Origin of the sequence: Halorientalis brevis, from assembly GCF_042678165.1 — an archaeon.
Lineage (GTDB): Archaea > Halobacteriota > Halobacteria > Halobacteriales > Haloarculaceae > Halorientalis > Halorientalis brevis.
Map to the genome: position 1 here is coordinate 555,469 of NZ_JBHUDJ010000001.1, position 26,683 is coordinate 582,151.

Here is a 26,683-nt window from a genome sequence, read left to right on the forward strand (position 1 = left end):
ATTCCTGTTTCTGGAGTGTCGTCAAGCCCGCTGTCAATTCTACCGATCGTGGACAGCGTGGAAGTTGAGGCAGATGCCGTCAACGACGCAGTTCAATTTATCTCCCCGAGAGCAGTGCACGAATCGACTGCCGCACTGATTCTCGTGGCTCCCAGTTGAGCTCTTCTCGAGCGCTATCCGTCGCGACCTCGAACGTATCCACGAGCGTTTCGTTCCCACGCGGATTCTCGATCAGTTCGACATCGGCCTCAATATCTCGCTCTTCTGCTGCAATCTCAGCCACCCACTCGGCCAACGTCATCACGCTCGGATCTTCGTCACTCGCGATCTCGTACCTCTCGACCCCAGTCTCCCCAGCATCCAACTGTTCGACCATTCGCTCGGCGCTCCGAACGTACGCCCGAGCGACGTCCTTCACGTGGACGAAGTTCCGGGACTGCGTGCCCGGCTCGTACACCGTCAGCGTCTCCCCGGCCAGCGCTCGGTTGACGAAGAAGTTCGTCACCGTCCCCTTCGACACCGTCGTCCCGTCGATCTCGTGCTCACCATACAAATTCGAGATCATGTACAGGTGCGCGGGGAACGCACCCTCGGCGAAGTCCTCGATCGCGCGCTCGCTGAGCAACTTCGTGCGTCCGTACCAGTTCATCGGATCGCGGGGATGATCCACCGTGATCGGGAACTCCTGGGGATCGCCCAGCACGGCCATCGAGAAGGGGAAGATCAGCCCAGCACCGGCCTTGCGGCAGAACCACGCCACGTTGTTCGTCCCCTGGACGTTGACCTCGTAGGCCAGATCCGGCTGCTCGTCGCAGTCGTCCACGCCGGAGATCGCCGCCAGGTGCATCACGACATCCGCGCCCGACAGCGCGTTCTCCAGTCGATCCCGGTTCCGAATGTCGACGTGGTCGACCTCGACGTCGCCGATCTGTCGAACCTGACCGAGGTAGAAGTTGTCCAGCGCAGTGATCTCCCAGTCCGGATGCTCGTCTTGCAGGACCCGAACGACGCGACTGCCGATGTAGCCCGCGGCGCCGGTGACGGCGACGCAGAGTTCGTTGTCTCGTTCACTCATTGTTTGCCTCCATGAACCGCTCTGCCAAATCACGGACGCCCTCGCGGAGCGTCCACGTCGTCTCGAACCCGGTTTCGCCCAGTCGGTCGAAGTTGACGTGATACGACGGGCCGGGGTGTTCGTCTTCCAGGTAGGTGATGTCGACCGGGCCGACTTCCTCCTGAACCAGATCGGCGATGTCGGCGATCTGGAAGTTGCCCGCGTTGGTCCCAACGTTGTACACGCGGTGGTTCCAGTCGTCCGGCCGAAGCGCCGCGTGCTTGTAGGCGCGCGCGGCGTCCTCGACGTGGACGAACGGCCGCCAGTTCGACCCGTCACCGTACACCGTCAGCGATCGCCCGGTCAGCGCGCGGAACACGAAGTAGTTGACCACGAGATTGAACCGAACGCCCGGCGAGTAGCCGTAGTTCGTCGCCATCCGCAGCGCCGTCCCCTGCATCTCGTGGTCGGCGCAGTAGTCCGCGAGCAGGGACTCGGCCTGGTACTTCGCCTCCGCGTAGGGATTGATCGGATCGGGGTCGACCGACTCGTCGATGTCGGTCGAGAGCGCCCGGCCGTAGATGTTACACGACGACGCCGAGACGACGTTCCCGACGCCGAGTTTCCCCGCGGCCTTCAGTACGTTCTCCGTGCCGTCGTAGTTGACGGCGAACGTTTCGTCGCGTCGGTCGTGCGTGCTCGCCGCGCCCGTGATCGCCGCGAGGTGGATCACCGTGTCCACCCCGCGCATGGCGTTCTCGACGTCGCCGTACTCCCGAACGTCGCCGCGTCGGAAGTCCAGCGCCTGGGCGTCGTCGCCCTCGCCGTCGCTGTCGACCGGGGAGAGCGTCCCCAGCAGCGCGCGGGGCGACCCACTCTCTAAGCTGTCGAGGACGACGATACGATCGACGGCGTCGTCGCTACGTAGCATCGGGATCAGCGCGCTCCCGATGTAGCCGCAGCCGCCGGTGACGAGCACGTCCATCGCCTACTCCTCCAGGACGCCGGGCAGGAACCGGTCCTCGTGGGCTTCGATGGTGTCGTCGTACTGGGTCAGCGTCCCGAAGATGTCACGGACGCCGCCCTCGAAGTCCTGGGCCTGCTCGCCGATGAGGTCCATGTACCGGTCGTTCTCGATCTCCATCTTGTGAGTCTCGTCCTCGTCGCGCGGGTTCTCGAAGTGTTCGACGTCGACGTCGAGTTCGAACTCGTCGCCTACGTCGGCGATTGTCTCTGCGATCTCGACGATGGAAATGGCGCGCGTGACCTGGTTGTACACCGTCAGGTCGTCGGGCCGATCGTCGGGATCGGCCAGCGCCAGCTCTGCGAGGCCTTCGACGGCGTCCTCCAGACTGATGAACGGCTTGCGCTGTTCGCCCTTGCCGTACACCGTGACGGGGTAGCCCGCGACGGCCTGGGCGGCGAAGCGGTGTCCGACGGTGCCGAAGTAGTAGTCGAAGTCGAACCGGGTCTTGAGCCGGTCGTCCCCGCGTGTTTCCTCGGTCTCGGTCCCGTACGTGATCGCGGTCCGGACGTCCGAGATCGGGATGTCGAACTGCGAGTGGGCCAGACGCATGTTGGCCGCGTCGTGGCTCTTGGTCAGGTGGTACCAGCTCCCGGCCATCGCGGGGAAGGGCACGTCGTCGCGCTCGCCCTGGTTCTCCATGACCGCACCGCCCTCGGGGATCGGGAACTCCGGTGCACCGTAGACGCCGGTCGTCGTCGTCTCGATGAAGTGGGTGTCGTTGAGGTCGTGCTCTTCGAGGCCCCACAGGAGGTTCCGCGTGGCCTGCATGTTGTTGTGCTGGGTGTAGTTGGCCCGTTCCCCGTTGATCTGGGAGTACGGCGCCGAGGGCTGGGCGGCCGCGTGCACGATGACGTCCGGCTCGTGGACCGTCAGCAGTTCCTCGACGAAGGACTTCTCGGCCAGGTCGCCCTGCACGAACGAGAGGTTCGTCACGCCGTGGACCTCTTCTGCGGCTTCGATGCGTTCGTCCATCCACCCGACCGGCACTGCACTCACCGAGCCGACCTCTTCGACCCAGTCACGACGGGCGAAGTTGTCGACGGCCAGGACGCGGTCGTCGGTTCGAGTCGCGATTCGCAAGGCGGCGGGCCACCCGATGTAGCCGTCACCACCAGTGACGATGATCGTCATAGTTACTCAGAATGTGAGTAACCGAACTGTGATAAACGTTGTGTCATCGACAGCTGATGCTGATCAGTCCAGATCGACCCAGAAGCGGTTCACGCAGTCGAAATGGCTATACGATCACCGTCTGAGTGACAAACGAACTCGACGATGACAGACTGGGAGCGCGCGCGGTCGACCTCCGTCGTCGCGAGAACCAGCACCGCGGTCGCCGAGCGCCTCGATGCGGCAGCGAACGAGTCACGGATTCGACAGTTTCTCGGGGACGGCGAACGACTGCTCGCCCGCGCGATAGCGACCAGTCGCGCCGGTGCCGTGGGACGGACACTGGATCGGTGGGGTCGCGACTCGTGGCTCTATCGGTGGCTCACGAAAGAGCCCGATCCGGACGTCGTCGTCATCGACCTCCGCGAGACCTGGACGATCAGCCCAATTCTCGCCGTGCTGGATCGAGTCGTGGGGGCCGTCGCGACGGCCGACGAACGTCTGGGCCTCTCGCGAGCGGCCCAGGCAGGTGCGGAGACCGTTCGATCCGCACCGCTCCGGGTCCTCGGAACCATCGCGTTCGTCGCCGTCTTCGTCAACACACTGGCAGCCGTAGCCCTCGGCGGTCTCAGTGACGCGGGCCTCGGCAGCCGCCTCCTGGTGCTGGCGGTCGCCACGCTCGCGACGCGGGTCGACGCGACGTGGGACGAACTCCGCGACGGTCGCGTCGGCTCACTGCTTCTCGCGCTCTTCGAGCCACCGGAGCCACCCGACGAGGGGACCGAGAAAGTCGGAGATATCGAGGACCGCTGACTACCTAGATCAAAGTGAAAATCCAGTCCAGTTAACGCTGATCAGGGAGGAAGGATTTCCATACTTGTCAGTCGTTTGATCTCGGTTTCACTCAGCAAACTGAACAGAGGTAGAGCCGCTGTTCTTCTCCGTCCTCGACTGTCGAACTACCATTCTGCATAGGGCGTTTCAGTTCACTCTACTACTTATAATTTATATTGAGTGGAACGGCCACACGTAGTCGGAGTTGCCAGGATCCCACTGTCTCAACGAGGAGCGTGCGAACCCGCAAGTGATCGCCGTGGATCGACAATTGATACCTCAGTGAGAAAAATCCCAGATTTATATGATGTATTAGATCATTCCACTGTGACGCTTTTCGCCAGGTTGCGCGGCTTGTCGATCGACCGCCCGAGCATGTTCGCGGTGTGGTAGGCGACGAGCTGGAGCTGGACGTTCGCGACGACGGCCGCCACGCGCGGGTGCGTGTCGGGCACTTCCAGCACGTGGTCGGCGTAGCGCTCCACGTCTGACTCCCCGTCGGTCACCGCGACGACCGGGGCGTCCCGCGCTTCGACTTCCTTGACGTTCCCGATGGTCTTGCGAGCCATCTCGTCGTCACCAGTCACGGTAGCAAACACCGGCGTGTTCTCGGTGACCAGCGCCAGCGGCCCGTGTTTGAGTTCGCCCGCCGCGAAGCCCTCGGCGTGCTTGTAGGTGATCTCCTTCATCTTCAGGGCGCCCTCCAGCGCGACGGGGTAGTTGAGGCCACGGCCGATGAAGAAGTACGACTCGGCGTCCCGGTAGGTTTCGGCGACCTCTCTGGCGACCGAGTCGTCGAGGATCTCCTGAACGGCGCTGGGTAGATCGCGCAGCCCGCTGATGACCTCGCGGTCGTCGTCGACCGACGTGATACCTAACGTGAGAAGATTCAACGCCGCGAGCTGGCTGGCGAACGTCTTCGTCGCGGCGACGCCGATCTCCGGGCCGGCCCGGATGTACAGCGCGTGATCGCACTCCCGCGCTGCAGTCGAACCGACGGTGTTGGTCACCGCGAGCGTCCGCGCACCGCGACGACGGGCTTCTCGGAGCGCCGAAAGGGTGTCCGCAGTCTCACCGCTCTGAGTGACGCCGACGACGAGCGCGTCGCCGATCGGCGGCGTGCTCGTGGTGTACTCGCTCGCGAGGAACGCCTGGGCCGGGATGCCGGCCTGCTGGAACAACTGCGTGGCGTACAGCGCCGCGTGATAGCTGGTTCCGCAGGCGACGAACTGGACCGCCCGCGGCGTCAGATCCCCGAGATCGCCCAGGTCGACCTCGCCGGTGAGTTCGCCCACGCGCCCGCGGAGGCACTGCCGGAGCGCGCGGGGCTGTTCGTGGATCTCCTTGAGCATGAAGTGGTCGTAACCGCTCTTGCCGGTCTCCTCGGGGTCCCAGTCGACCGTGTCGACGTCCTTGTCGACCGGTTCGCCGGCGAGCGTCGTCACGGTCCAGCCGTCGGCGTCGATCGCCGCGAACTCGCCGTCGTCCATGTAGATCACCCGATCCGTGTGATCCCGGAACGCGGGCACGTCGCTCGCGAGATAGTAGGCATCGTCGTCGATACCGAGGACGAGCGGCGAGTCGTTGCGCGCGGCGAAGATAGTGTCCTCGCCGGCGATGACGGCTGCGACGGCGTAGCTCCCTTCCAGGTGGGCGATCGCCTCCCGGACTGCCTCCTCGGGGGCGGCACCGTCGGCGAGTTCGTCCTCGATCAGGTGCGGAACGACCTCCGTGTCGGTGTCGCTGCGGAACTCGTGGCCGGCCGTCGAAAGCTGGTCGCGGAGCGACTGGTAGTTCTCGATGATGCCGTTGTGAACCACCGCGACCTCGCCGAGACAGTCCCGGTGCGGGTGGGCGTTCTCGTCGGTCGGCGGGCCGTGGGTGCTCCAGCGCGTGTGGCCGATGCCCACAGTGCCGGAGAGTTCGCGCTCCGAGAGGGCATCGCGCAGGTCGTCGATCTCGCCGGCGGTCTTGCAGACGTCGATGTCGTCGGTTGCGAGTGCGACGCCCGCCGAGTCGTAGCCGCGGTACTCCAGTTTCGACAGGCCGTGGACGAGGACGTCGAGCGTCTCGCCCTGCCGGCCGGCACAGCCGATGATGCCGCACATCAGCGCATCACCTCCGCGGCTTCGGCGATGCGACCGTGGACGTGGACGCCGGTGTGCAGGTGCGCCGAGGGACCCACGAGCGTTCCGGGATCGATGCTCGCGTTGCCGTCGGCGGTCACGCGGTCGGCCAGCACCGCACCGAGTCGCTGGTCCTCGAACACCGTGTTGCCGACGCGAACGTCGGCCTCGCCGCCCGGGGCGACGGTCCCGGCGCCGACGTGGACGTCCTGACCGGTGACGGTATCGAACAGCGTCGACCCGGCGTCGACCCGCGTGTCGACGTCCAGGACCGAGCGTTCGACGGTCGCGTTCGCACCGATCGTGACGTTCCGGCCGAGCGCGGTGTCGGGCCCGACGACGGCCCCGGGTCCGATCTCCGAATCCGGGCCGACGACGACTGGCGCACGGAGCGTCGCGTCGTCGTGAACCAGCGCGTCCTCGTGGACCCAGACGCCGTGGGATTCGGCTGCGGCGTCGATCCGTCCGCGGGCGAGGACCTCGCGCGCCATCTTCAGGAGGTCCCAGGGATACGTCGCGTCGACCCACATCCCCTCACAGCGGACGCCGCGAACCCTGTCGCGATCCATGAGCCTGGCGATGGTGTCGGTCAACCCGAGTTCGCCCTGCGTGCGGGGGGTATCGGCAATCTCGTCGAAGATACCGGTACCGAAGGCGTAGATGCCGGCGTTGATGAGCCGGTACTCGTCGCTCGTCGGTTTCTCGATGAGTTCGGTGATCTCCTCGTTCTGCAGCGAGATCGCGCCGTACTGGCGTGCTTCGGGATGTTCGAGAACAGCCAGGGCGGCCGACGGCTCGTTGCGTTCGAAAGCGTCGACGACGGTTTCGATCATGCTCGTCTCGATGAGTCGGTCACCGTTCACGACGAGCGGCGGGCCGTCGACGGCCGACCGGGCCTGCAAGAGGGCGTGACCACTGCCGAGCTGTTTGTGCTGGCGCACGTACTGGACGGGAACCGACCGGTACGTCGGGCCGAAGTGGTCCTGTACCCGGTCGTGTTTGTAGCCGACGACACACACCAGCCGTTCCATGCCGGCGTCGACCAGGGCGTCGAAGACGTGCTCCAAGATTGGGCGGTTGGCAGCGGGCAGCATCGGTTTCGGGCGGTTGCGCGTCAGCGGGCGCAACCGAGTCCCCTCACCTGCCGCAAGGACGACCGCAGTGCTGACGCTCATACGAAATGGTCACCGTCGCGCCGTTTCAAGGTTCCGACTGTGGCAGTCAGATTTCCGTATCTTCCGATAGTAGCCGGCGTTTAACTATACGTCTGTCCGGTTAGTGACCTACTACTGGTCACTCATTGCGTCGCTCGCCATATTTCTGCCACGTGCATTTAGTTCGACCTCCGTCCGCACGCGGACCTCGTCGACGGCACCGATCTCCAGGAGGTGTTGATAGGCGTCCTCGACCTCGTCGACGGGGATGCCGACGAACTCGGACATCTCGAACGGCGACACGCCAGAGTACAGCGCCATGAGTACCTGACTCTCCTGTTCGTCAAGTTGCTCGACGCTGGCTTCGTTCTTCTCGACTGCCGTCGAAAACAGCGAGTCCAGCGCGTTCGTATGCGCGTTCGTTCCAGTGAGGTAGGTTTCGACGCTCAGATCGTCTTCGGTGTGTTCGACGGAGACGACCAGGCGAGACTTGTCGCGGACCGTCTTCTCGGTCGTGTCGATGTTGCCGACGTTGTCCACGTCGATTGAGAGGCGGCCGTCCGAGAGCGCCATCTTGATCGTGTCGTCGACGTACCGGAACTGCGCTTTCTCCCAGTCGGCCTCCTGAACGACGCCGCCTTTCACCGCCGGGTGTTTCACCAGGATGACTTCGTCGTGGAGGATCGCCCGACAGACCTCGACGTCCAGCGTGCCGTCGGGAACCGAGAGGAAGATGACGTTCCCACCGACCGACACCGCCGTGATGTCGGCCATGTACTCGGTGGCGTCGATGTCCGGTGGGTCCTCTTCGATCTCGACTTTGGCAATCGGCACCGTCTGTTTGTTTCCGCTCGTTGCCAGGACGAGCCGCTTGTTCGTCAACACGAGCCGGCAGGACCGCCACGACGCCCCGTCGTTGACCTGTCCGTCCTTGACGGCGTACAGATAATCCCCCTGCGTGTCCAGCAGTTTCTGTTCACCGTCGCTCATACGTACTGGCGAACACCCCGACGGACAGTAGGCAGTTCGTTCATGTGAGCAGGGTCGCGCGGGACGACGGGAGCACTCTCGCGACGTTAGTCGTCTCCATCTACCAGTTCGATAAGATAAATGTTGCCGGAACGTTTTCAGTTTCGATACGAACGTCGCAGCCGACGCCCGCTGGCGTCACTGACGCCGTCGTCGACGCAACGGTTCGGGAAACGGCGTTCGGACCTACAACACCAGGAGCGCGCCCCCGACGACTGCCAGCGAGCCGAACCCGATGCAGATGCCCCAGAACGCGACGCGACGAGCGAGCGCGACCAGCGCGCCGACGGTCAGATACCCGACGACGCCGCTGACGGCGAGCGCGACGACCGCAGCCCCAGGCGAGATGCCCGCAACGCCCGTGTCGAGGACAGCCAACACGCCGGCACCGAGCGCCGCCGGAATCGAGAGCAGGAAGGAGAGTCGCAGGGAGTCGACGCCCTCGTAGCCCCGCAGGAGCAGCGCGCTGACCGTCGTTCCCGACCGAGAGACGCCGGGAAGGATCGCCAGCCCCTGGAGCCCGCCGACGAGCACCGCGTCGAACAGCGTCGGTCGCTCTTTGTCGGGGCCACCACCGCGAGACTCGGCCACGCGCTGGACGAGGCCACCACCGCGAGACTCGGCCACGCGCTGGACGAGGCCAGTCACGATCAACAGCCCGCCGATGAGCGCGACGAACGCACCGCCGGTCAGGTCCGACACCAGGTGTTCGAGGAGTTTGTACGCGGAGATCGCCACGACGCCGGAGACCGCGGTCCCGACGCCCAGAAACGCCAGGTCAGCCGTCGGCCGCTCGAACGCCGACCGGGGTCGCAGTCCCGGGAGCGTTCGGAGCACGTCGACGATCTCGTCCCGGTAGAAGACCGTCGCGGCCATCGCGGTGCCGGCGTGGAGAAAGAGCGCGTAGCTGACGGCCGCGTCCGGCGTCGCGTCCGCGACGATCGTCAGCGTCAGCGCGATGGTCCCCTCGCTGGAGACCGGCAACCACTCCAGGGCACCCTGCACGACGCCGACGAGCACGGCGACCAACCACTCGTCCATACCGGGCGAGCACACCGGAGAGAGAAAGGCGATTCGGTTAGCGAACGCAGGTCGTCAGTCGGCGGTCGCGCCGGCCTCGCGCTCGTCCATGTCGACGAGTTCGTGGACCGGCGGGACCTCGGCGTCGGCGTCGGTGATGATGTCGATACGGCGCGTCAGTTTGTCGCGCGCGTACGTGACCAGCGGCGTCGGGTCGATCGCGTCGCCGAAGTCGCTGACCGTCCCGGCGACGTGGGGCATCAGGTCCTGCAGCGTGTCCTGGACGACCTGCTCGTCGACCTCGCCGCGCTGGACCGCGTTGCGAACCTTGTGCATCCCGAAGCCGACGTGGCGACCCTCGTCGCTGCGGATCTTGGTGATCCCGTTGACGATGCCGTCGAGGTCGGGCCACTCGCGCAGCGCCACCTCGTCGGATCCCCCGTCGGAGAACGCCGACTGGAAGCCGTAGTAGCCGGTCTGCGCCAGCACGGATTCGACCGTCAGGTGGTAGTGGCAGTAGGCGGTCACGCGGTTCTCGGGCGTGTCCTCGGTCAGGAGCCGTTCCATCGCGGCCTCGGTCTTGTCGAACAGCGCGACGTAGTCGTCGTTGAAGTAGTGCTGAGCCGTCGGGTTGGTCTGCTCGTACCCCAGTTCCTCGGCGACGGGGTCGACGACCTGGCGCCAGTACCGGTCGAAAAACTGGGTGTGCTTTGCTTCCTCGTAGATCTGACTGGAGAGGAACATCTGATCGTTGATGTCCTCAAAGACCAGGGCCAGCGGCATCAGGTCCTCCGTCACCGCCTCCTCACCCGCCCCGAACCGCGAGACGGCCGTCCGGAACTCCTCGAACTCCGCCTCGGTCGGTTCGTATTCGAGGAACTTCTCCTTGTCTTCGGCGAGCCCCTCGATCTCGTAGGGGTCCCAGTGACGGTACACGGCGTTCTCGAAGTAGCCCTGTGCGAACGAGTCCGGATCGAGCCGCATGTCGCGGCTGGCGTCCTCTACCTGTGTCATCGTACACCACGACCAACGCCGGAAACGGCCCTATCCGTGCTGCAAACGTATGTTGGGGCCTTTATCCCGCACTCCCACACCGCGTATTCGACGGTGAAAATCCCGGTTTTCGGGCGAGATAGCGGAAAATTGAACGAACCCCGAAAGACAAGAGGGGGTAGTCCGTCTTGATTGACATGCGCTGCGCAGAGTTGGCGCTGCGGCCAGGGCGGGAGGGGTTTCATCCGGCCGACAGGGCGCTCCTCGACGCCGCCGAGGTCGAGCGAGTCGCCATCCACCACATCAACCAGCTCGACGACGGGACCATCGTCTTCCTCTACCAGTTGCAGGGCGACCTCGACCGAGCGCGGGAGATCATGGGGAACCACGCCGACGTGCTCACGCACAGCATCTCGGGCGACGGCCAGGACCTCATCGCGTACATCCACTTCCAGCCCAACGAGACGGTCGACACCCTGTTCCGACTCCCACAGGAGTACAGCCTCGTCGTCGACACGCCCATCGAGTGCCTGAAAGACGGCGGGATCCGCGTCAGGTCGATCGGTGAACAGGCGACCATCACCCGATCGATCGACCTCATTCCCGACAGCATCGACGTGGAACTGGAGACGATGGGCGAGTACCACCCCGACGACCGACAGCTGTTCTCGAGGCTGACCGACCGCCAGCGCGAGATTCTCGTCACTGCGATCGACGCCGGCTACTACGACGTGCCGCGGAACGCGACCTACGAGGACGTCGCCGCCGAACTGGATCTCGCCCCGGTCACCGTCGGCGAACACCTCCGCAAGATCGAATCGCGAATTCTGAAAGAGATCGTTCCAGGATGAGATCTCGGTCGTTCAAGTTCGATCCAGTATTCAGGGATTCACCACTGGCCAGCTACGAGTTCCGGTCGATCCAGTTACAAAAGTCCTCGAAGTCCCGTGCACCTGCGCTCTCGGCGATGTTCCGGAGGGTCCCCACTCGGAGTTCGTCGTGCAGCGGAACCGTCACCTGCCGACGATCGTCTTCGTTCGTCGGGTGTTCGTAGTACAGTTGCGCGTGGTCACCGGCCGTGCGTCGCCACTCGAACCCACCGACGTTGACCAGCACCTTCACGACCTCCATGCCAGAGAACGGTCGACGGCCCATCGACTAGTTGAGGACGTCTGGCGGCGCTCCGTCGTCAGTCGTATTGTCCTCGGGGTCGATGCCTAGCTCGCGCAGTTCTTCGTCAGTGGGTTCACGCCCGATCTCGCCCTCGTGAAGGGCCACGGCCTCGTCGAGGTTATCGAGCGCGGCCGCTCGGGATTCACCTTGGCTCGTAACACCCGTTTCGACGTCCTTCGCGACCCACCAGTCGTCCTCGCGCCACAGTCGGATCTCCTCTTCGTGTGGCTCCCCGTTCCGCGTCGAACTGGCCATCTCAGTTCTAGTTGCAGGATGACCAGTATAAGCGTTCGGCTCGAACAGAATCGCTCAGCGGAGTTGGGTGCCGGTACACTGTGAAGACCACCGAGCACATGATGTCAACGCACACCTCTACAAAGACCGCTACCGACCTCACCCCATCTTCGGCAGGCCGCCGAAGTTCATCGTCACCGACTTCGTCTGCTGGTAGTCCTCGAGCGTCTCCTCGGAGAGTTCCCGCCCCATCCCGGACTGCTTGTAGCCGCCGTAGGGGCTCGGCTCGAACATGTCGTTCCAGGTGTTGATCCAGACAGTGCCGGCTTCGAGGTCGTCGGCGGATTTCTTGGCGTTGTCCAGGTCGGTCGTCCAGACGCCCGACGCGAGTCCGTAGATCGTGTCGTTGGCCTGGGCCATCATCTCGTCGTAGTCCGACCACTCGATGACAGACAGGACGGGGCCGAACACTTCCTCGCAGGCGACGGTGTCGTCGTTCTCCACGTCGGTGAGGATCGTCGGCTTCAGATAGGGGGCACCCTGCAGCTCCTCGTCGTCGGGCTGTTCGCCGCCGTAGGCCAGCGTCGCCCCTTCCTCGACCGCGGTGTCGACGTACGACTGGACCTCTTCGAGGTGGTCGTGGTCGACGAGCGGGCCGACGTCCGTCAGCGGGGACAGGGGATCGCCGATGGTGAGGTCGTCCGTCGCCTCGATGAATTTCTCCATGAACTCCGCTTTGACGTCCTCGTGGAGGAACAGGCGCGAGCCCATCGTACACTGCTGACCGACGTTGAACCAGGAGGCGATGATGGTGCCCTGGACGGCCTTCTCGACGTCGGCGTCGGGGAAGACGATGTTCGGGGACTTCCCGCCGAGTTCGAGCGAGACGGGCTTGATCTGCGTGGCGGCGTTCTCCATGGTGAACTGGCCGGCCCGCGTCGAGCCCGTCAGTCCCACTTTCTTGACGCCCTCGTGCTGGGAGATGGCGTTCCCGACCTCGCTGCCCGAACCGGTGACGACGTTCATCGCGCCGTTGGGCAGCACGTTCTGGATGGTGCGCGCCATCTCCAGGGTCGACAGCGTCGCGCGCGAGGAAGGCTTGTAGACGACGGTGTTGCCCGCTGCGAGAGCGGGGGCGACCTTCCAGCCGACGAACATCGCCGGGAAGTTCCACGCGCTGATGAGGCCGACGACGCCGTAGGGCTCTTTCTGCGTGTAGGTCAACCGGTCGTCGCTGGCCGGCGGCCGACGGCCCTCGTCGGCGGTGCGACAGAGACTGCCGAAGTAGCGGAACTGCTCGATGGCGATCTCCAGGTCGACGAACGCCGAGTGCTGGTTGGCCTTGCCGACTTCGAGGCTGTCGAGGCGCGCGATCTCGGCGCGTCGCTCGTCGAGGCGGTCGGCGATCTCGAACAGCTTCTCCGAGCGCATCTGCGGCGACACCTGATCCCACTTCTCGAAGGCGTCCCAGGCGGCGTCGACGGCCTCGTCGACGTCCTCGGCGGTCCCGTCCTGGAACCGAGCGAGCGTCTCGCCGGTCGTCGCATCGACCGATTCCATCGTCTCGCCGCTCGTCGAATCGACCCAGTCCCCGCCGATCAGGTGCCCGTATTCGTCCTCGTCGATGACGTCCGCCGCGACGTCGGCGTGTTTCTCCGCGATCGAGTCCCCCACGGCCACCCGTGCTTTGTCGAAGTAGTCGCGTTGCATGCGATGTGAGAACCCTTCACCAGAAGCGGAGTTAGGGGTAGTGCCTCAATAACTCGCATTTTTAAATGGCGCGTGCAGCGGAGAAAGAAATCAGCGTCAGTAGCGGTCAGCGACTAGAAGAGGATCACCGGCCAGACGAACTTGAACATCAGCCAGATGAGGCCGGTGAGCACGAGCGTCATCAGGACGTTCAGGACCATCCCGGCGCGCATCATGTGGCGCTGCTTGAGGTGGCCGCTGCCGAAGACGATGGCGTTCGGCGGCGTCGCGACCGGGAGCGCGAACGCGAAGCTGGCGGCGATCGCGCCGCTGACTGCCAGGAAGACGGCCGCGGAGACTTCAGAGAGGCCGAGCGTGGTGGCGAAGATGCCGCCGATCCCGATCAGGATGGGGACGATGATGGTCGACGTCGCCGTGTTCGAGGTCATCTCGGTGAGGAGGACGACCACGAGCACGACCGCGCCGACGACGAGGATGATGGGCGCGCCGGTCAGCGAGCCGAAGATGGTCTCGGCGAGCCACTTCGTCGCGCCGGTCGCCGCGAGCGCGTCGGCCAGCGCGATCCCACCACCGAACAGCAGGATGGTGCCCCAGTCGATGTCGACGATGTCCTCCCAGTCGACGGTGTCGGCCAGCACGAGCGCGGGGATGGCGTACATCCCGACCATGACGTAGTAGAGCAGTCCCTGGTGGCCGGTGACGCCCAGCACCGTCATCCCTTCGGAGGTGCCAAAGAGCGTGTTGAACCACGTGGTGGGGAGGATACCGAGCCGTTCGACGAGCAGGTCGAGCCCGCCCAGCACCCACAGCCCGGCGGTCGTCGCGAAGATGTAGGCGACGCGGCGGCCGCGCGGGGAGAGCGAGCCCTCCTCCTCGAGGTACTTGCGCGCTTCCTGACGTGCGTCGCTGACGTCGTCGATCTCCGGCGGGTAGAGGCGGAAGGTGAGCAGGTACCAGACCAGCGGGAGCGTGACGGCGACGACCGGCAGGCCGATCGCGAGCCAGTCGACGAAGCCGATCTCGTAACCGAGGATCGCGTTGAGTTGGGTCGCGAGCACCGCGTTGGGCGGCGTCCCGATGAGCGTCCCGACGCCACCGACGCTCGCCCCGTAGGCGGTCCCGAGCAGCATCGAGATCTGCATGTTCGAGAACGCCTCCTCGCTGTCTTCCGCTTCCTGTAACTCGTCGCGCCCGATGACCTGCGCGAGGACGCCCAGCGCGATGGGCGTCATCATCGCGGTCGTCGCGGTGTTCGAGACCCACATCGAGAGGAACGCCGTCGCGAGCATCACGGCGAGGATGAGCCGCCGCGGGGACGACCCCATCTTGGTCATGATCCACAGCGCGATCCGGCGGTCGATGTTGTACTTCTGGAGCGCGTTCGCGATCATGAACCCCGCGATGAACAGGAAGATGAGGTGGTCGGCAAAGCCCGTCAACGCCGCGTCCATGTTGTCGTACACGCCGAAGGCAGTCAGTAGCACCGGGATCGACAGCGCAGTCACGGCCAGCGGGATCGCACCTGTCACCCACAGTACCGCAGCGAAGAACATCGTCGCGATCGCGTATTGTCCTTTCGTCGATAGGTTCGCCGGATCAGCGGCGAATGCGATCAGTCCAGCACCGAGCAACGCCATCGCGAAAACGGCTAATTTACCCTTTTCCGAGTCCGTCTGCAGCTGTATCATTGATACACGTATCTCAAAGAACCCCTCTATTTATCATTTGCTTTCTCTGATAGATGCGTTACCACACCGCGCAACGAGTGACCTCAGAAGTGCGTCACGAGCGCTTCGATCTGATCGGCGGAAAGTTCGGCGCTGTACAACTCGAAGAGCGCGTGCCGGCGCGAAGCGGACAGGCCGCGACTCCCGTTTTCTAGCATCGAGATGTGGGCCTGCATCAGATCGTCGACTTCCTTCTCGACGGTCCGCTGTTCGTAGCCAGCGGCCGTACGCAGCAATCGCCAGGCGTCGGGAGAGATCTCGCCGACGTCGATCGCTGCGGACTCCTCTGACGACTCCATCAGTCGACACTAAACGTGAAACGGCGTAAAAACGTTCGCACCTGACGCGCCACCCGAGTCCGCGCCAGTAAGACAGGTGCAACACTCCGATGATTAGCAGTCGTCGTTAACCAAATCAGTTGCTCAGCAAATTTTCGGTAACTCCAACCACCCTCTCGACTGACATAGGTCGTTATTTTCGCTGCTTTGCGATCGTTGTAAACACATAAGTATATATGACACACGTTCACACAAGACACGTATGTCTACTGATAGGGGGCCAGCAGGATCGCCGGGCCTGCTGGGGAAACTCACGTCGAACCTCATGGAACTGCGGCGCTGTCGGCGGCGCGACGGCTGTCGTCGCGACTGCGCGCACGACCGAACGAGCGACGCGCGGCTCCCTTGGGCGACGGAGGGCTACGGCGGGTGGGGCGGGCACGAGCATCACGGAACCGACCCAGGCACAGAGCAGACCCCGGTCGTGTTCGTGCACGGGAACCAGCGCGACGCCTGTGACTGGGACGTCCACGCCGAGTTCTTCCGGAACCGATCGTACGGCGGCGACGACCTCTGGGCGATCACGTTCGGCAGCGGGAGTCCCTCCCACGACGAGATGGCAGACCAACTGGACGCGTTCGTCGCCCGGGTTCGAGAGTACACCGGCGCGTCGTCCGTCGCCGTCGTATCGCACAGTCTCGGCGTCACGGGCACCCGCTACTGGCTCCACCGCGAGGACCGGTACGACTGGGTCGACACGTTCGTCGGCCTCGCCGGTGCGAACCACGGCACGGTGTTGAACTCGATGGCAGTCCGGGCCGGCCTCACCACGGGCACGTACAAGATGAGTCGCTTCCTCCGGAAGGACTACCACCGCCTGTCCGAGCATCCCCTCGCCGACCTCAACGCCGAGGAGACGCCCGGCGACGTGGATTACTACACCCTCCGGGGGACCGACGACCCGCTGTTCTGGAACTGCCTGGACAGCCCCGCGCTGGAGGGCGCGGAGAACGTCGCCATCACGGCCGACCACGACGGCGTCCGGGCGAGTCTCCCCGCTATCGAGCACGTCTTCGAGTGGTGTAGCGGCCAGAAGCCGTACAACTTCAGGGCGCTCCTCGGGTCCGAGAGCGACGACGGGGACGAGCCCGCGCGTCCGTAGTCGCCGAAGCGAAGGGCAAGGGAATTACGGCCGCCCCGCCTTGAGAGGGGTAATGACTGTCCTCGAGACGGCCCGGCGCGCGATCGACACCGGGCCACTCTGTGACGCGTGTCTCGGTCGGCTCGTCGCCGACCGGAGTTTCGGACTGACTAACGTCGAGCGAGGCCACTCGCTCCGGGTGGCGGTCGCCCTCGACGACGACGAGCCGATCGACGACCTCGAACCGGACGGCGAGTGCTGGGTGTGTGAAGGCGAATGCCAGCGCTACGACGAGTGGGCAGACCGCGCCGCCCACGCCGTCAGGGACTACGACTTCGCCACCTACCAGACCGGGACGAAAGTGCCTCCGCTGCTCGAAGAGAACGACGAGTTGCTGCGGGAGGACGTCGGCCTCGAACCCGACGCCGGCGAACTCCTCAAAAGCGAGTTCAACCGCGAAGTCGGCAAGCGTCTCGGTCGCCTCACCGACACCGAGGTCGACTTCGAGCGCCCGGACGTGCTGGTGTTGCTCGACCTGGCCACCGACGAACTCGACGTCCAGGTCAACTCCGCGTTCGTCTACGGCCGCTACCGCAAACTCGAACGGGACATCCCCCAGACGAAGTGGCCCTGCAACGACTGCGGCGGGACCGGCCTCAAGCGCGGCGCGACCTGTGAGGGCTGCGGCGGGTCGGGCTTTCGCTACGACGAGAGCGTCGAGCAACTGTCGGCACCGGTCGTCCTGGATGCCATGGACGGCGAAGAGGCCGTCTTCCACGGCGCCGGCCGCGAGGACGTCGACGCGCTGATGCTCGGCGGCGGCCGCCCGTTCGTCATCGAGGTCAAGGAGCCCCGGACCCGTGACGTCGATCCCGAGGAGCTGGAGGACGAGATCAACGAGTTCGCCGAGGGGAAAGTCGAAGTCGAGGGGTTGCGGCTGGCGACCCACGACATGGTCGAGCGCGTCAAGGAACACGACGCCTCGAAGACCTACCGGATGGCCGTCGAGTTCGACGAGGCCGTCACCGCCGACGAACTGGACGCCGCCCTCGCGGAACTCGACGGCGCGACAATCCATCAGGACACGCCCCAGCGGGTGTCCCATCGCCGCGCGGACATCACGCGGACCCGCGAGGTGTACGGTATCGACGGCGAGCTGGAAGACGACACGCACGCCACCCTCGAAGTTCACGGGGAGGGCGGCCTCTACGTGAAGGAACTCGTCTCGGGCGACGAGGGGCGCACCGATCCCAGCCTGTCCGGCCTGCTGGGCGTCGGAGCCGTCGTCACCGCACTGGACGTCCTCGACGTCGAAGGCGAGGAGGAGCCGTTCGCGCTCCCCGAGTTCTTCCAGCACGAAGCCGAATCGTAGCGCCGTATTTCTTTCCCGCAACAACGTTTAGGGACCTGAACGACCTCACAGATAGTGAGGAGAGATACCATGTGCCACCATCTTGGAGACGGAGTCATCGACTGGGAGGCCGAGTGGGAAGCCGCCGAAGCCGAAGCCGAAACCGACGAGGCTGAGGGCGCGGACGAGCCACCGGAAGTCGACATCGAAGCGCCACCGATCGGGGAGGTCGAGATCGACGAACCCGAAATCGAGCAGCCGGAACTGGACGACTGACCCGGCCGAGACAGTCGCGAACCCACCGTCTTTATTCCCGTCGCTGGCCGACCAGCCGACAGCATGCAATTCGGCGTCGACGAAGCCGGCAAGGGACCCGTCCTCGGGTCGATGTTCGCCGCGGCGGTGCGTGCCGACCCGGCGGTGCTCCCCGCGGGCATCGACGACTCGAAGAACCTCTCGGTCGCTCGTCGCGAGGAGTTCGCGAGCGCGCTCCGCGCGGACGACCGCGTGACCGTCGGCCTCGCCGAGATTCCGCCGGACCGCATCGACGATCCCGAGACCGACATGAACACGCTCACCGTCGCCGCCCAGGCCGACGCCCTCGACGCGGTCGCGCGAGACGGCGACCGTGGTGCCGTCGACGCCGGCGACACCGACGCCGCCCGGTTCGGCCGACGAGTCGGGGACCACGTCGCTGCCGACCTGGACGTCGTCGCCGAACACGGAGCCGACGAAACGTACGCCCTCGTCGGCGCAGCGAGCATCATCGCGAAGGTCGCTCGCGACGCGCACGTCGAAAACCTGGCCGCCCGGCACGACAGCTACGACGACGTGGGGAGCGGCTACCCGAGCGATCCGGCCACCCGCGAGTTCCTCCGTGCGTACGTCAGCGACCACGGTGAGCTCCCGTCCTGTGCCCGGGCGTCCTGGCAAACCAGCCAGGACGTGCTCGCGGCCGCCGCACAGACGGGTCTCGACGAGTTCTGAGCAGCAGGAAAAGTGCCTGGAAGTGGGGAAATGTGGCGTTTGGGGGGAAACGCCACGTGGTGTGGGGGGGTGGGGCCAGGATCGCTGGGGGCGTCTGGCCGCGCCTGAACGTACGACACCCAGCTACACAAAAGGCAGGGAGCGTTTTCTCGTTTTGAAAACACCTGCGAACGCAGCGGACGAATCGCGAGAAACCCGTTCGGAATCGGACGACTGCAGCGTCGTCGGTTACTCCTCGTACTCGTCGAGCATGAGGTTCCGGAGGATGTCACCGTAGGCCGGCCGCGTGACCAGCACGCCGATGAGGACGCCGACGATGGTGACGATGGCGAACCCGGTCAGGTCACCCAGCGACAGCACCGTCAGCGGGCTCATGGCGATGATGGTCGTCGCCGCGGCGGCGCCGATGACCCAGAACGCCTTCTTGAAGCGGTTCTGGAACACCCTGCCGGTGGCGACGTCACCCTCCTGTAAGATCTCGTCGGCGATGATGATGAGGTCGTCCACCCCCGTCCCGATGACGGCGATGAACCCGGCGATGTGCGAGAGATCGAGCGCCAGGCCGACCGTCGACGCGAAGCCGAGCAGCAGGAACACCTCGGCGGCCGCCGTCCCCAGCATCGGCACCGCGACCCGCGGACTGCCGTAGCGGAGGAAGACGACGAAGCTCACCGCGAGCCAGGCGACCAGGCCCGCGATCACCGAGAACACCTTGAACTCCTGGGCGAGGCTCGGCTGCAGGTAGTAGGTCGTCCCATCGTCGATGGCCAGTTCCGTCGGCAGCGCACCGGCCTTGAGGTTGACCGAGAGCTGCTGTGCCTCGGTCATGTTCGTCGCGGTGATGACGAACGACGGGTCCTTCACGAAGTCGCCGGATTCCATGGACCCCGCGAGCCCACGGCTCATCTGCGCCGCGTAGACGGCTCTGCCGTCCTGAACGGTGTACAGACAGTAGCCGGAGGCGTTCTGCGGGTCCTGGAGCGCAGTCCGTGTCGGACAGTTCGCGATGCCGTCCTGACTCGTGAAGCCGAACCGCTGCATCGCGTTGGAGTAGTTCCGCGCGGCCTCGTCGGTCAGCGCGACGGAGACGTACGGATTAGGCTGTGCCTGGTTCGGGGGCTGTGCCGACCCGATGTTGACGAAGTCCTCGTTGGTCAGCAGCGTCACCTGGCGGTGGCTCCCGTTGTCGGCCGGGAAGTGCGCCACCATCTCGACTTGCCCGCGGTCCGCGATGAGGTTCAACACCTCGGTCCGGTTCGCGTTGGGCACTTCGACGACGACGAAGTGTTGCCCGGTTCCGGACGTGGTCAACCGCGCACCGCCGCCGGTCAGTCCGGCCTGGTTTACCTTCTCGTCGAGGATCGCGACCGCGTCTTCACGAGTCTGTTGCGTGACGCCCGAACGGACGTCGTCGTCGGCCACGTCGAACCCGTTGTCGTTGAGCGCAGTGACGAACGCCTGTTCGGTGACGTTGTCGGAGTACACCTCCACCGCGCGTTCGCGCGCCCTGAAGGTCACGTCGCTCTCCGAAACGTTCAGCGCATTCGCGAGCGCCGCGCGCTTCTGGTTCTCGTTCTCGACGGTCTGACTGATGTTGACGTTCTCGGCAGTCATCCCGACCAGCGGCGCGCGGATACTCGTCCCGCCGGACAGTTCCAAGCCGTACTGCAATCCAGTGGCGCCGTCACCGCCGCTGACGGCCGGTGCGAGCAACGCGACCCCGCTGGCGACGACGAACACGACCAGCAGGACGACGCGCCAGTTCTCGCGCAGGTTCATTGCTTGACCCCCTCGTACTTGTACCAGCGAAGCAGGCTGAGATTGAGCATGTACGTGTTCATCAGGTCAGCCGAGAGGCCGAAGACCAGGACGATCCCGATTTCGGGCAACAGCGGGATGCCCATCAGGTACGCCGCGATGGTCATCACGGCCATCGCCGAAATCGAAGTCAGCGTCATCGTCACACCCGTTCGCATCGCGCGGTAGGTCGACTCATAGAAGCCCCCGCGCCGACGGAGAATGTGGTTGTTGAGCAGCACGTCCGAGTCCACGCTGTAACCGATGAGCATCAGGAGCGCGGCGACGGTCCCCAGCGAGAGCTTGATGCCGAAGACGTTCATCAGCGCGATCGGAATCACGATGTCGGAGAACGCCGAGATCACGACGGCGATCGACGGGACGAACGTCCGGAACAGGATGAAAATGACGAGACTCATCCCGACGAACGCGACGGCGATGCCCATCAACGCCAACTGGACGGAGTCGGCCCCGAAGCTCGCGGCCGTCTCACTCATCGAGATCTGTTCGTACCCGGCCGAACTGATCGCGCTCTGGATCTGCTCGGTGTTGGTCGACTGGGTCGTCACGATGTACCGGTCGCTCCCGCGAACCGGCTGGACCGAATCGACCTGGAAACCGAGATTGCTCTCGATTGCCGACGGCGAGTCGGTCGCGACGATCTGTACCTCTGTGCCTCCGGTGAACGCGATTCCCAAATCAACCGGAGAGCCGGGACTCGCTGGTTGGCCAGTGACGAACAGCGACCAACCGACGAGGATCAACAACGACACGCCCAGCACGGCGAGCGGAATCGCCGCCAGCTGGCGGTTCGTGTACTTCGTGTAGTCGATCTCGGGTAAGCGGTCCGGCAGGTCTCTCACGCTCATCCGGACCACCCCCTGCGCCCGGCTGCCGGTACCTCGAACTCCACCATACGCCGTGGATTGCAACAGCCCCGAATAAGCCTTCTTATCTCGGTGTCACTCGCGCGCGACCGTCCGAGACGTAGCTGACTCTCGCCTCGATACCAGTCCGACGGGATCAGACAACTGAGCCGCACTGTCTGGCAGCGACGTCACCCGGCAGCCGTCGCGGGATTTCCGCGAGGTCAGTGCACGAGACGGCAGTTCCCCGGGCACGTCACACCCGCGACCAAGGGCTTTCTCCCTCGAATCCGTAGGGGACGTATGGTATCCGAACGAGACACCCACGAGGCAGGCGAGGAGACGGAAACAGTCGCTCGTCGGGTCACCGTCTCCTACCCCGCCGACCTCTCGGCGTGGGGCAGAGACCAGGTAGCGACGCCTCATTTCAAAGCGTATCTCCGGAAAACCCACGACACCGCCGAATCCGGCGACACCTGGCCGGAGTTCGTCGGCGTCGGCTGCTGTGGCAACAGCCTGGACGTCCCGCTCCAGATCGAACGAGTCGAGGGAGGCTCGCGCGTGACGAACGAAACGAGCATCGAGTACGAGGTTCGAGAAGCCTGCGACGTCCAGGGCGGCTGGCGCGTTCAGAGCGCCGGCGGCCCGACCCAGTAACTAGTTCGCGTCGACCGGCGACTGGTCAGCAGCCCCCGTCGGGGCCACAGGCTGGCGACGCGGGATCGTGATGGTGACGACGCTGCCGCGCGGCCCGTCGTCGGGGTCCGAGGACCCGTCACCGGCATCCGCCTCCCCCGCCCGGTCGGTGAACTCGATTTCGCCGCCGAGCATCGACACGCCCCAGTTGACCAGCCAGAGCCCCAGTCCGCTCCCGTGTTCCAGCGGCGTCTCCGTCCCTTTGATCAGCACCTCGCGTTCCTGGTCCGGGATGCCCGGCCCGTTGTCGGCGACCGTGATCTCGATCTCCTGGGCGGTCGGGAACTCCTCGACGGCCACCTCGATCCAGGGGTCCGGATGGTCGTTGTGGACGGCGGCGTTCTCCAGGACGTTGTGAAGTACCGATTCCAGAATCCCCGTCGAGCGGATCTCGAGCGAGTCGGGGACCGCCGTCTCGACGTCGATCTCGGGGTACTCGTGGCGAATGGTGTCGACCTGGCGTTTGACCAGCGGCGACAGGTCGATCGGTTGCGGGTCGTTGTGGCGTCGCGACATGATGCGCTCGACTTCGCGGGCTTTCGTCCCCGTCTCGGCCAGGTCCCGGGCGACCATCCGAATGCGATCCGCCAGTTCGGCGTTTTCCCCGTGTAGCTGATCGCTCAGCTGCGTGGCACAGACGTCGATGACGTTCATGTCGTTCCGGAAGTTGTGCCGCAACACGCGGTTCAACACCTGGAGTTGCTGGCGGCGGTTCGTCCGGTCGGTGATGTCCCGAACCACTAGGACGCGGCCGACGGTGCGGTCGTGCTGGTCGCGCAGCACCGAGCTTTTGATCTCGTACTCCAGCGGCCCCGGTGCCGACCAGACGACGGTGGTCCCGCTCTCGGGGACCTCGAACGTCGGGTCCCGGAGGATCTCCTGAACCGGCTGACCGATGACGTCGGCCGCCTCGCAGTCGAACTGTTCCTCGGCGATGGGGTTGACGTCGATGACGACGTCGCCGTCGTCGAGCACGACCACCCCGTCACGCATGTTCCGGACGACGGCGGTGCGGCCGATGCGACGCGTCGCCGGGATGCGATCCAGCAGCTCCGACTTGTACAGCGCGTAGCCGAACGTCACGCCGCTGACCGTGAAAGCGAACGGCGTCAGATCCAGACCCGGGACGGGGGCCTGCCCGGCGATCGAGACGAGGTTCGCCACCAGCGGGACGAGCGCCCCGACGAGCAGGGCGAGCGCCTGATCGGCAAACAGGTGGTCAGCCGTGAACACGAGCCTGAGCAACAGGACGACGCCGGCGAGCACCAGCGTGTACGCGTAGAGGAGATGGACCCAGAACGCCATCCCGTAGGACTGTTCGACGAGCAGCAACCCGCCAGCGGTGACGACATCAGTGTCCGTCCAGACCAGGTGATGCCACGGGTTCGTGACGGCGAGCGTGGCAGTGACTGCCGGAAGGACCGACAACGCGCCAACGGTGCCGCGCGTGACCTCGTCGCCGTGGCCCGTGTACTGCAGCGCGAAGACGAACCACGCGACGGGCGTGCCGACCGACAGCACCAACACCCACCGATGGATCTGGAGCCGAAACAGCCGGTCGTGGAGCGAGAGCGCGATGGCGTACCAACCGATCCAGAGCGCGACCACGACGAGAAGGACAGTCAGCGCTGTCGTGCCCGGTTCGGGCCGTCGTCGCCACGTCACGACGGCGAACCCGAGCGCAACTGCCACCGAGACGGCGAGCGCCAGGATGTACGGTGAAACAAACACGCGACTTGCTACTTCCCCCTACGCCCCCGCGGACGTAACAGTCGCTTACGCCCCTATCTCATTAAGAATACAGCCGGTAGCTTCCGGTTATATTTAAGTACACGAACAGGGGGAAGCGCCGACCTGGAGAGACAGCGTCTCAGGGCAGGTATCGCACGCTGACGACGCCGTCTGCGGCCCGCACCTCGACGTGCGCGACGTCGAGCCGCGCCGCCCGAGCGCGCGTCTCCTCGTCCTCGACGATTTCCTCGGCCGCGTCGGCCGTCTGGTCGGCTGGTACGGTGAGCACGTGGACTTCGCCCTCGCCAGCCCGCTCCCGGGTCGTGAGATCGCCGACCTGCTGGTCGGCCGCCAGGTCGCGCGCCTGTTGGGTCGGCGGTTCCTCGCTGTGTTCGACCGGGATCGTCCGTCGACGGCTCTCCTCCGCGATCCGCCAGGTGACCTCCATCGGCGGTTCCGGTTCGAGCGTCGCGTCCAGGACCTCACCGACGGCGAAGTCGTCGCACTCAGCGAGCGTGTGGACCTGCCCGTCGGCCACGTCCTGGACCACGGCGGACTCCTCGTCGACGTGCGTCACGAGAAACGTCCCGTCTTTCATTGCCACCCGGTAGGGACTGGTGCTTTTTCCCGGTTTCGTCACCGATCCGCCCTCACGTCAGGCGCCGGTGCACGAGATACAGGACGAGCCCGGCGAGCGTCGGCGGCACCAGTCCGTAGATCCCCGGCAGGTCGTAGAACAACTGGACGACCGCGTTCGACGTCGGCTCCTGCTGTTCCGGCGGGATCGAGAGAAGCAACGCCAGATACAGCGAGAGAACGAACACGTACCCCGCAAGCCCGAGCGCGGCGTCGTAGCGTGGCGTCGACCCGGTCCGGCGGTGTCGGCGCGCGACCGACAGCACCGGTGCGATCAGCGGGAACACGACGACGAACCCCACGAAGATGACGAACGCGCGGGAAAAGGAGAACACGCCGCCCGCGGTCCCGGTCGTGTTGGCGACGATACCGACGAGCGAGAGCGTAAACAGGAACGCGATGAGGCCCGCGAGCAGGCCACCGATGACGCCGTACGTCTTGAACAGCAGCGACTCGCTGGCCCGGATCGCGTACGGGAACGCGCCCAACACGCCGTTGTAGGCGTCCTCGTCGGCTGTGCGTTCCTCGTTCGGTGTCTCGCCGCTCGCCGCCTCCGTCATTGGCTCCCCGTAGCACCCCAGCCCCGTTAAGGAACGCGATTGCCGTTCGCGGGAGCCGGGGTGCCGATCCAACGAGGAAGTGTTTTCTCCAGGCGGTGACCAGGGTCGGGTATGAGAGTCGACATCGGTAACGCACTGGCGAGCGTCGCTTCCCCCGGCGTCTCCCGGGACGCGCTCGATCAGCTCGACGAAACCGTCGCCCGCGCCCACGAGCGCATCGAACGGGGCCGGGCCGACGACGAGTTCGGCTACGCCTCGCTGAACCTCCCCGAGCGAACCGACGCCGCGGCCATCGAGGACGCCGTCGAACCGCTCACGGACGCCGAGGCCATCCTCACCGTCGGCATCGGCGGCAGCGCCCTGGGCGCAGCGACTGTCTCGCAGGCGCTCGGCGGCCTCTCTGCCGACGGCGAGAACGCAGACGCAGCCCCGCTGTACGTGCTGGACAACGTCGATCCCGCACGGGTTCGCGAGATCCTGGCCGAAGTGCCGCTCGACCGGACAGCCGTCAACGTCGTCTCGCGCTCCGGGACGACCGCCGAGACGCTGTCGAACTTTCTGGTCGTCCGCGAGGCGATGGAAGCGGCGGGCGTCGACTGGACCGAGCGGACCGTCGTCACGACCGGCGAGGAGGGCCCGCTGCGCGAACTGGCCGACCGCCACGACATGCCCGCGCTGGACGTTCCCGAGGGCGTCCCCGGTCGCTTCTCGGCGCTCTCGGCCGTCGGGCTCGTCCCCGCTGCCATCCAGGGCCACGATATCGAGGGACTCATCGAGGGCGGTCGCGCCGGCGCCGACTCGCTCGCGGGATCGCTGTTCGAGTCGCCCGCCTACGCGTACGGGGCCGTGAGCTACGCGCTGGATCAGCGCGGCGCGTCGATCACCGCGATGATGCCCTACGAGGAGCGCCTGGAGTACTTCGCCGAGTGGTTCGCCCAACTGTGGGCCGAGAGCCTGGGGAAAGACGGGCTCGGTCAGACGCCCGCGCGGGCGCTCGGTGCGACGGACCAGCACTCCCAGCTCCAGCTCTACCGCGCGGGCCCCCGAGACAAGATGGTCACGCTGGTGCGCGCTCGCGAGCGCGCCGACCGGGAGATCCCCGAGACGGACATCGACGGACTCGCCTATCTGGGCGGGTCGTCGCTGGGCGAACTCCTGGACGCCGAGTTCGAGGCGACGGAGGCGAGCCTCGCGGCCGCCGGCCGGCCGAACGTCCGGATCGAACTCGACCGACTCGACGCCGAGAGCGTGGGCGAACTCCTCTACGGCATGGAGGCAGCCTGCATCCTCGCCGGCGAGCTGTACGACATCGAGACGTTCAACCAGCCGGCAGTCGAGTGGGGCAAGCGCGCCGCCCGCGGCCTGCTCGGTGGCGGCGACTTCGAGGAGGCCGACGCCGTCGCCGAGAAGACGGAACTGCTCGTCAAATAGTACCTTTTTTAACGGGGG

General features: G+C 65.4%; 26 protein-coding genes. 8 read left to right on the forward strand and 18 right to left on the reverse strand.

Translation table 11 applies throughout. From position 1 onward, the window contains the following. Window positions 1-97 precede the first annotated feature (97 nt). The 3 genes from ACFR9U_RS02845 to ACFR9U_RS02855 are packed head-to-tail and all read right to left on the reverse strand — an operon-like array spanning window position 98 to window position 3,212. On the reverse strand, window positions 98-1,075 hold the full coding sequence (locus ACFR9U_RS02845) for an NAD-dependent epimerase/dehydratase family protein (protein ID WP_247376898.1): 978 nt from the start codon (window positions 1,073-1,075) through the stop codon (window positions 98-100). Beyond that, a complete protein-coding gene (locus ACFR9U_RS02850) occupies window positions 1,068-2,039 on the reverse strand; it encodes an NAD-dependent epimerase/dehydratase family protein (protein ID WP_247376897.1) in 972 nt (323 codons plus the stop codon). The genes ACFR9U_RS02845 and ACFR9U_RS02850 overlap by 8 nt, the downstream gene beginning before the upstream one ends. Before the next feature lie 3 nt (window positions 2,040-2,042). After that, on the reverse strand, window positions 2,043-3,212 hold the full coding sequence (locus ACFR9U_RS02855) for an NAD-dependent epimerase/dehydratase family protein (RefSeq protein WP_247376896.1): 1,170 nt from the start codon (window positions 3,210-3,212) through the stop codon (window positions 2,043-2,045). Window positions 3,213-3,356: 144 nt separating this feature from the next. Here ACFR9U_RS02855 and ACFR9U_RS02860 point away from each other — a divergent pair, with 144 nt between their 5' ends. Next, window positions 3,357-4,004: a hypothetical protein gene (locus tag ACFR9U_RS02860; protein WP_247376894.1), complete on the forward strand. Its 648-nt coding sequence runs from the start codon at window positions 3,357-3,359 to the stop codon at window positions 4,002-4,004. 338 nt (window positions 4,005-4,342) lie between these two features. Here ACFR9U_RS02860 and glmS read toward each other — a convergent pair whose 3' ends face one another. The 5 genes from glmS to ACFR9U_RS02885 form a co-directional block, all read right to left on the reverse strand. After that, the gene (gene glmS / locus ACFR9U_RS02865) at window positions 4,343-6,133 is read right to left on the reverse strand and encodes a glutamine--fructose-6-phosphate transaminase (isomerizing) (protein WP_247376892.1); all 1,791 of its coding nucleotides are present in this window, start codon (window positions 6,131-6,133) and stop codon (window positions 4,343-4,345) included. Next, window positions 6,133-7,326, reverse strand: a complete 1,194-nt coding sequence (gene glmU / locus ACFR9U_RS02870) for a bifunctional sugar-1-phosphate nucleotidylyltransferase/acetyltransferase (protein WP_247376890.1) — start codon at window positions 7,324-7,326, stop codon at window positions 6,133-6,135. The genes glmS and glmU overlap by 1 nt, the downstream gene beginning before the upstream one ends. Before the next feature lie 111 nt (window positions 7,327-7,437). Then, a complete protein-coding gene (locus tag ACFR9U_RS02875; RefSeq protein ID WP_247376888.1) occupies window positions 7,438-8,295 on the reverse strand; it encodes a CheF family chemotaxis protein in 858 nt (285 codons plus the stop codon). A 225-nt stretch (window positions 8,296-8,520) separates the two neighbouring features. After that, a complete protein-coding gene (locus tag ACFR9U_RS02880; RefSeq protein ID WP_247378074.1) occupies window positions 8,521-9,375 on the reverse strand; it encodes an undecaprenyl-diphosphate phosphatase in 855 nt (284 codons plus the stop codon). 54 nt (window positions 9,376-9,429) lie between these two features. Then, complete coding sequence (locus ACFR9U_RS02885; RefSeq protein ID WP_247376884.1) at window positions 9,430-10,368, reverse strand: ferritin family protein; 939 nt, start codon at window positions 10,366-10,368, stop codon at window positions 9,430-9,432. 176 nt (window positions 10,369-10,544) lie between these two features. Here ACFR9U_RS02885 and ACFR9U_RS02890 point away from each other — a divergent pair, with 176 nt between their 5' ends. Continuing rightward, complete coding sequence (locus ACFR9U_RS02890) at window positions 10,545-11,198, forward strand: helix-turn-helix domain-containing protein (protein WP_247376881.1); 654 nt, start codon at window positions 10,545-10,547, stop codon at window positions 11,196-11,198. 52 nt (window positions 11,199-11,250) lie between these two features. On the opposite strand, the gene ACFR9U_RS02895 is transcribed toward ACFR9U_RS02890, so the two are convergent. The 5 genes from ACFR9U_RS02895 to ACFR9U_RS02915 all read right to left on the reverse strand — a co-directional run bounded on the left by ACFR9U_RS02895 (window position 11,251) and on the right by ACFR9U_RS02915 (window position 15,490). Next, window positions 11,251-11,502, reverse strand: a complete 252-nt coding sequence (locus ACFR9U_RS02895; protein WP_247376879.1) for a type II toxin-antitoxin system HicA family toxin — start codon at window positions 11,500-11,502, stop codon at window positions 11,251-11,253. Window positions 11,503-11,505: 3 nt separating this feature from the next. Beyond that, window positions 11,506-11,775, reverse strand: a complete 270-nt coding sequence (locus ACFR9U_RS02900; RefSeq protein ID WP_247376878.1) for a type II toxin-antitoxin system HicB family antitoxin — start codon at window positions 11,773-11,775, stop codon at window positions 11,506-11,508. A 138-nt stretch (window positions 11,776-11,913) separates the two neighbouring features. Next, on the reverse strand, window positions 11,914-13,464 hold the full coding sequence (locus ACFR9U_RS02905) for an aldehyde dehydrogenase family protein (RefSeq protein WP_247376875.1): 1,551 nt from the start codon (window positions 13,462-13,464) through the stop codon (window positions 11,914-11,916). Window positions 13,465-13,577: 113 nt separating this feature from the next. Next, window positions 13,578-15,152 carry an SLC13 family permease gene (locus ACFR9U_RS02910; protein WP_247376873.1) on the reverse strand — a complete coding sequence of 525 codons (1,575 nt, stop codon included), beginning with the start codon at window positions 15,150-15,152 and terminating at the stop codon, window positions 13,578-13,580. An 83-nt stretch (window positions 15,153-15,235) separates the two neighbouring features. Next, window positions 15,236-15,490, reverse strand: a complete 255-nt coding sequence (locus tag ACFR9U_RS02915) for a hypothetical protein (RefSeq protein WP_247376871.1) — start codon at window positions 15,488-15,490, stop codon at window positions 15,236-15,238. 241 nt (window positions 15,491-15,731) lie between these two features. Between ACFR9U_RS02915 and ACFR9U_RS02920 the strand changes: the two genes are divergently transcribed. The 4 genes from ACFR9U_RS02920 to rnhB all read left to right on the forward strand — a co-directional run bounded on the left by ACFR9U_RS02920 (window position 15,732) and on the right by rnhB (window position 18,948). Continuing rightward, window positions 15,732-16,631 (forward strand): esterase/lipase family protein, encoded by a 900-nt coding sequence (locus ACFR9U_RS02920; RefSeq protein ID WP_247376869.1) that lies wholly within the window; start codon window positions 15,732-15,734, stop codon window positions 16,629-16,631. A gap of 52 nt (window positions 16,632-16,683) precedes the next feature. After that, window positions 16,684-17,982 (forward strand): tRNA pseudouridine(54/55) synthase Pus10, encoded by a 1,299-nt coding sequence (locus ACFR9U_RS02925; protein WP_247376867.1) that lies wholly within the window; start codon window positions 16,684-16,686, stop codon window positions 17,980-17,982. Window positions 17,983-18,051: 69 nt separating this feature from the next. Then, window positions 18,052-18,237, forward strand: a complete 186-nt coding sequence (locus tag ACFR9U_RS02930) for a hypothetical protein (RefSeq protein WP_247376866.1) — start codon at window positions 18,052-18,054, stop codon at window positions 18,235-18,237. Window positions 18,238-18,300: 63 nt separating this feature from the next. Further along, on the forward strand, window positions 18,301-18,948 hold the full coding sequence (gene rnhB, locus ACFR9U_RS02935; protein ID WP_247376864.1) for a ribonuclease HII: 648 nt from the start codon (window positions 18,301-18,303) through the stop codon (window positions 18,946-18,948). Window positions 18,949-19,176: 228 nt separating this feature from the next. Here rnhB and ACFR9U_RS02940 read toward each other — a convergent pair whose 3' ends face one another. Next, window positions 19,177-20,727: a preprotein translocase subunit SecD gene (locus ACFR9U_RS02940; RefSeq protein WP_247376862.1), complete on the reverse strand. Its 1,551-nt coding sequence runs from the start codon at window positions 20,725-20,727 to the stop codon at window positions 19,177-19,179. Then, window positions 20,724-21,614 (reverse strand): protein translocase subunit SecF, encoded by an 891-nt coding sequence (gene secF, locus ACFR9U_RS02945; RefSeq protein WP_247376860.1) that lies wholly within the window; start codon window positions 21,612-21,614, stop codon window positions 20,724-20,726. Before secF ends, ACFR9U_RS02940 begins: the two co-directional genes overlap by 4 nt. Before the next feature lie 300 nt (window positions 21,615-21,914). Here secF and ACFR9U_RS02950 point away from each other — a divergent pair, with 300 nt between their 5' ends. Beyond that, a complete protein-coding gene (locus ACFR9U_RS02950) occupies window positions 21,915-22,268 on the forward strand; it encodes a hypothetical protein (protein ID WP_247376859.1) in 354 nt (117 codons plus the stop codon). On the opposite strand, the gene ACFR9U_RS02955 is transcribed toward ACFR9U_RS02950, so the two are convergent. The 3 genes from ACFR9U_RS02955 to ACFR9U_RS02965 form a co-directional block, all read right to left on the reverse strand. Next, window positions 22,269-24,038: a histidine kinase N-terminal 7TM domain-containing protein gene (locus tag ACFR9U_RS02955; RefSeq protein ID WP_247376857.1), complete on the reverse strand. Its 1,770-nt coding sequence runs from the start codon at window positions 24,036-24,038 to the stop codon at window positions 22,269-22,271. A 139-nt stretch (window positions 24,039-24,177) separates the two neighbouring features. Continuing rightward, entirely contained in the window at window positions 24,178-24,642 is a 465-nt protein-coding gene (locus ACFR9U_RS02960; protein WP_247377559.1) for a DUF5812 family protein, read from the reverse strand. 46 nt (window positions 24,643-24,688) lie between these two features. Continuing rightward, the gene (locus tag ACFR9U_RS02965) at window positions 24,689-25,234 is read right to left on the reverse strand and encodes a hypothetical protein (RefSeq protein ID WP_247376854.1); all 546 of its coding nucleotides are present in this window, start codon (window positions 25,232-25,234) and stop codon (window positions 24,689-24,691) included. A 111-nt stretch (window positions 25,235-25,345) separates the two neighbouring features. On the opposite strand from ACFR9U_RS02965, the gene ACFR9U_RS02970 reads away from it, so the two are divergent. Continuing rightward, window positions 25,346-26,665 carry a glucose-6-phosphate isomerase gene (locus tag ACFR9U_RS02970; RefSeq protein WP_247376852.1) on the forward strand — a complete coding sequence of 440 codons (1,320 nt, stop codon included), beginning with the start codon at window positions 25,346-25,348 and terminating at the stop codon, window positions 26,663-26,665. Window positions 26,666-26,683 lie beyond the last annotated feature (18 nt).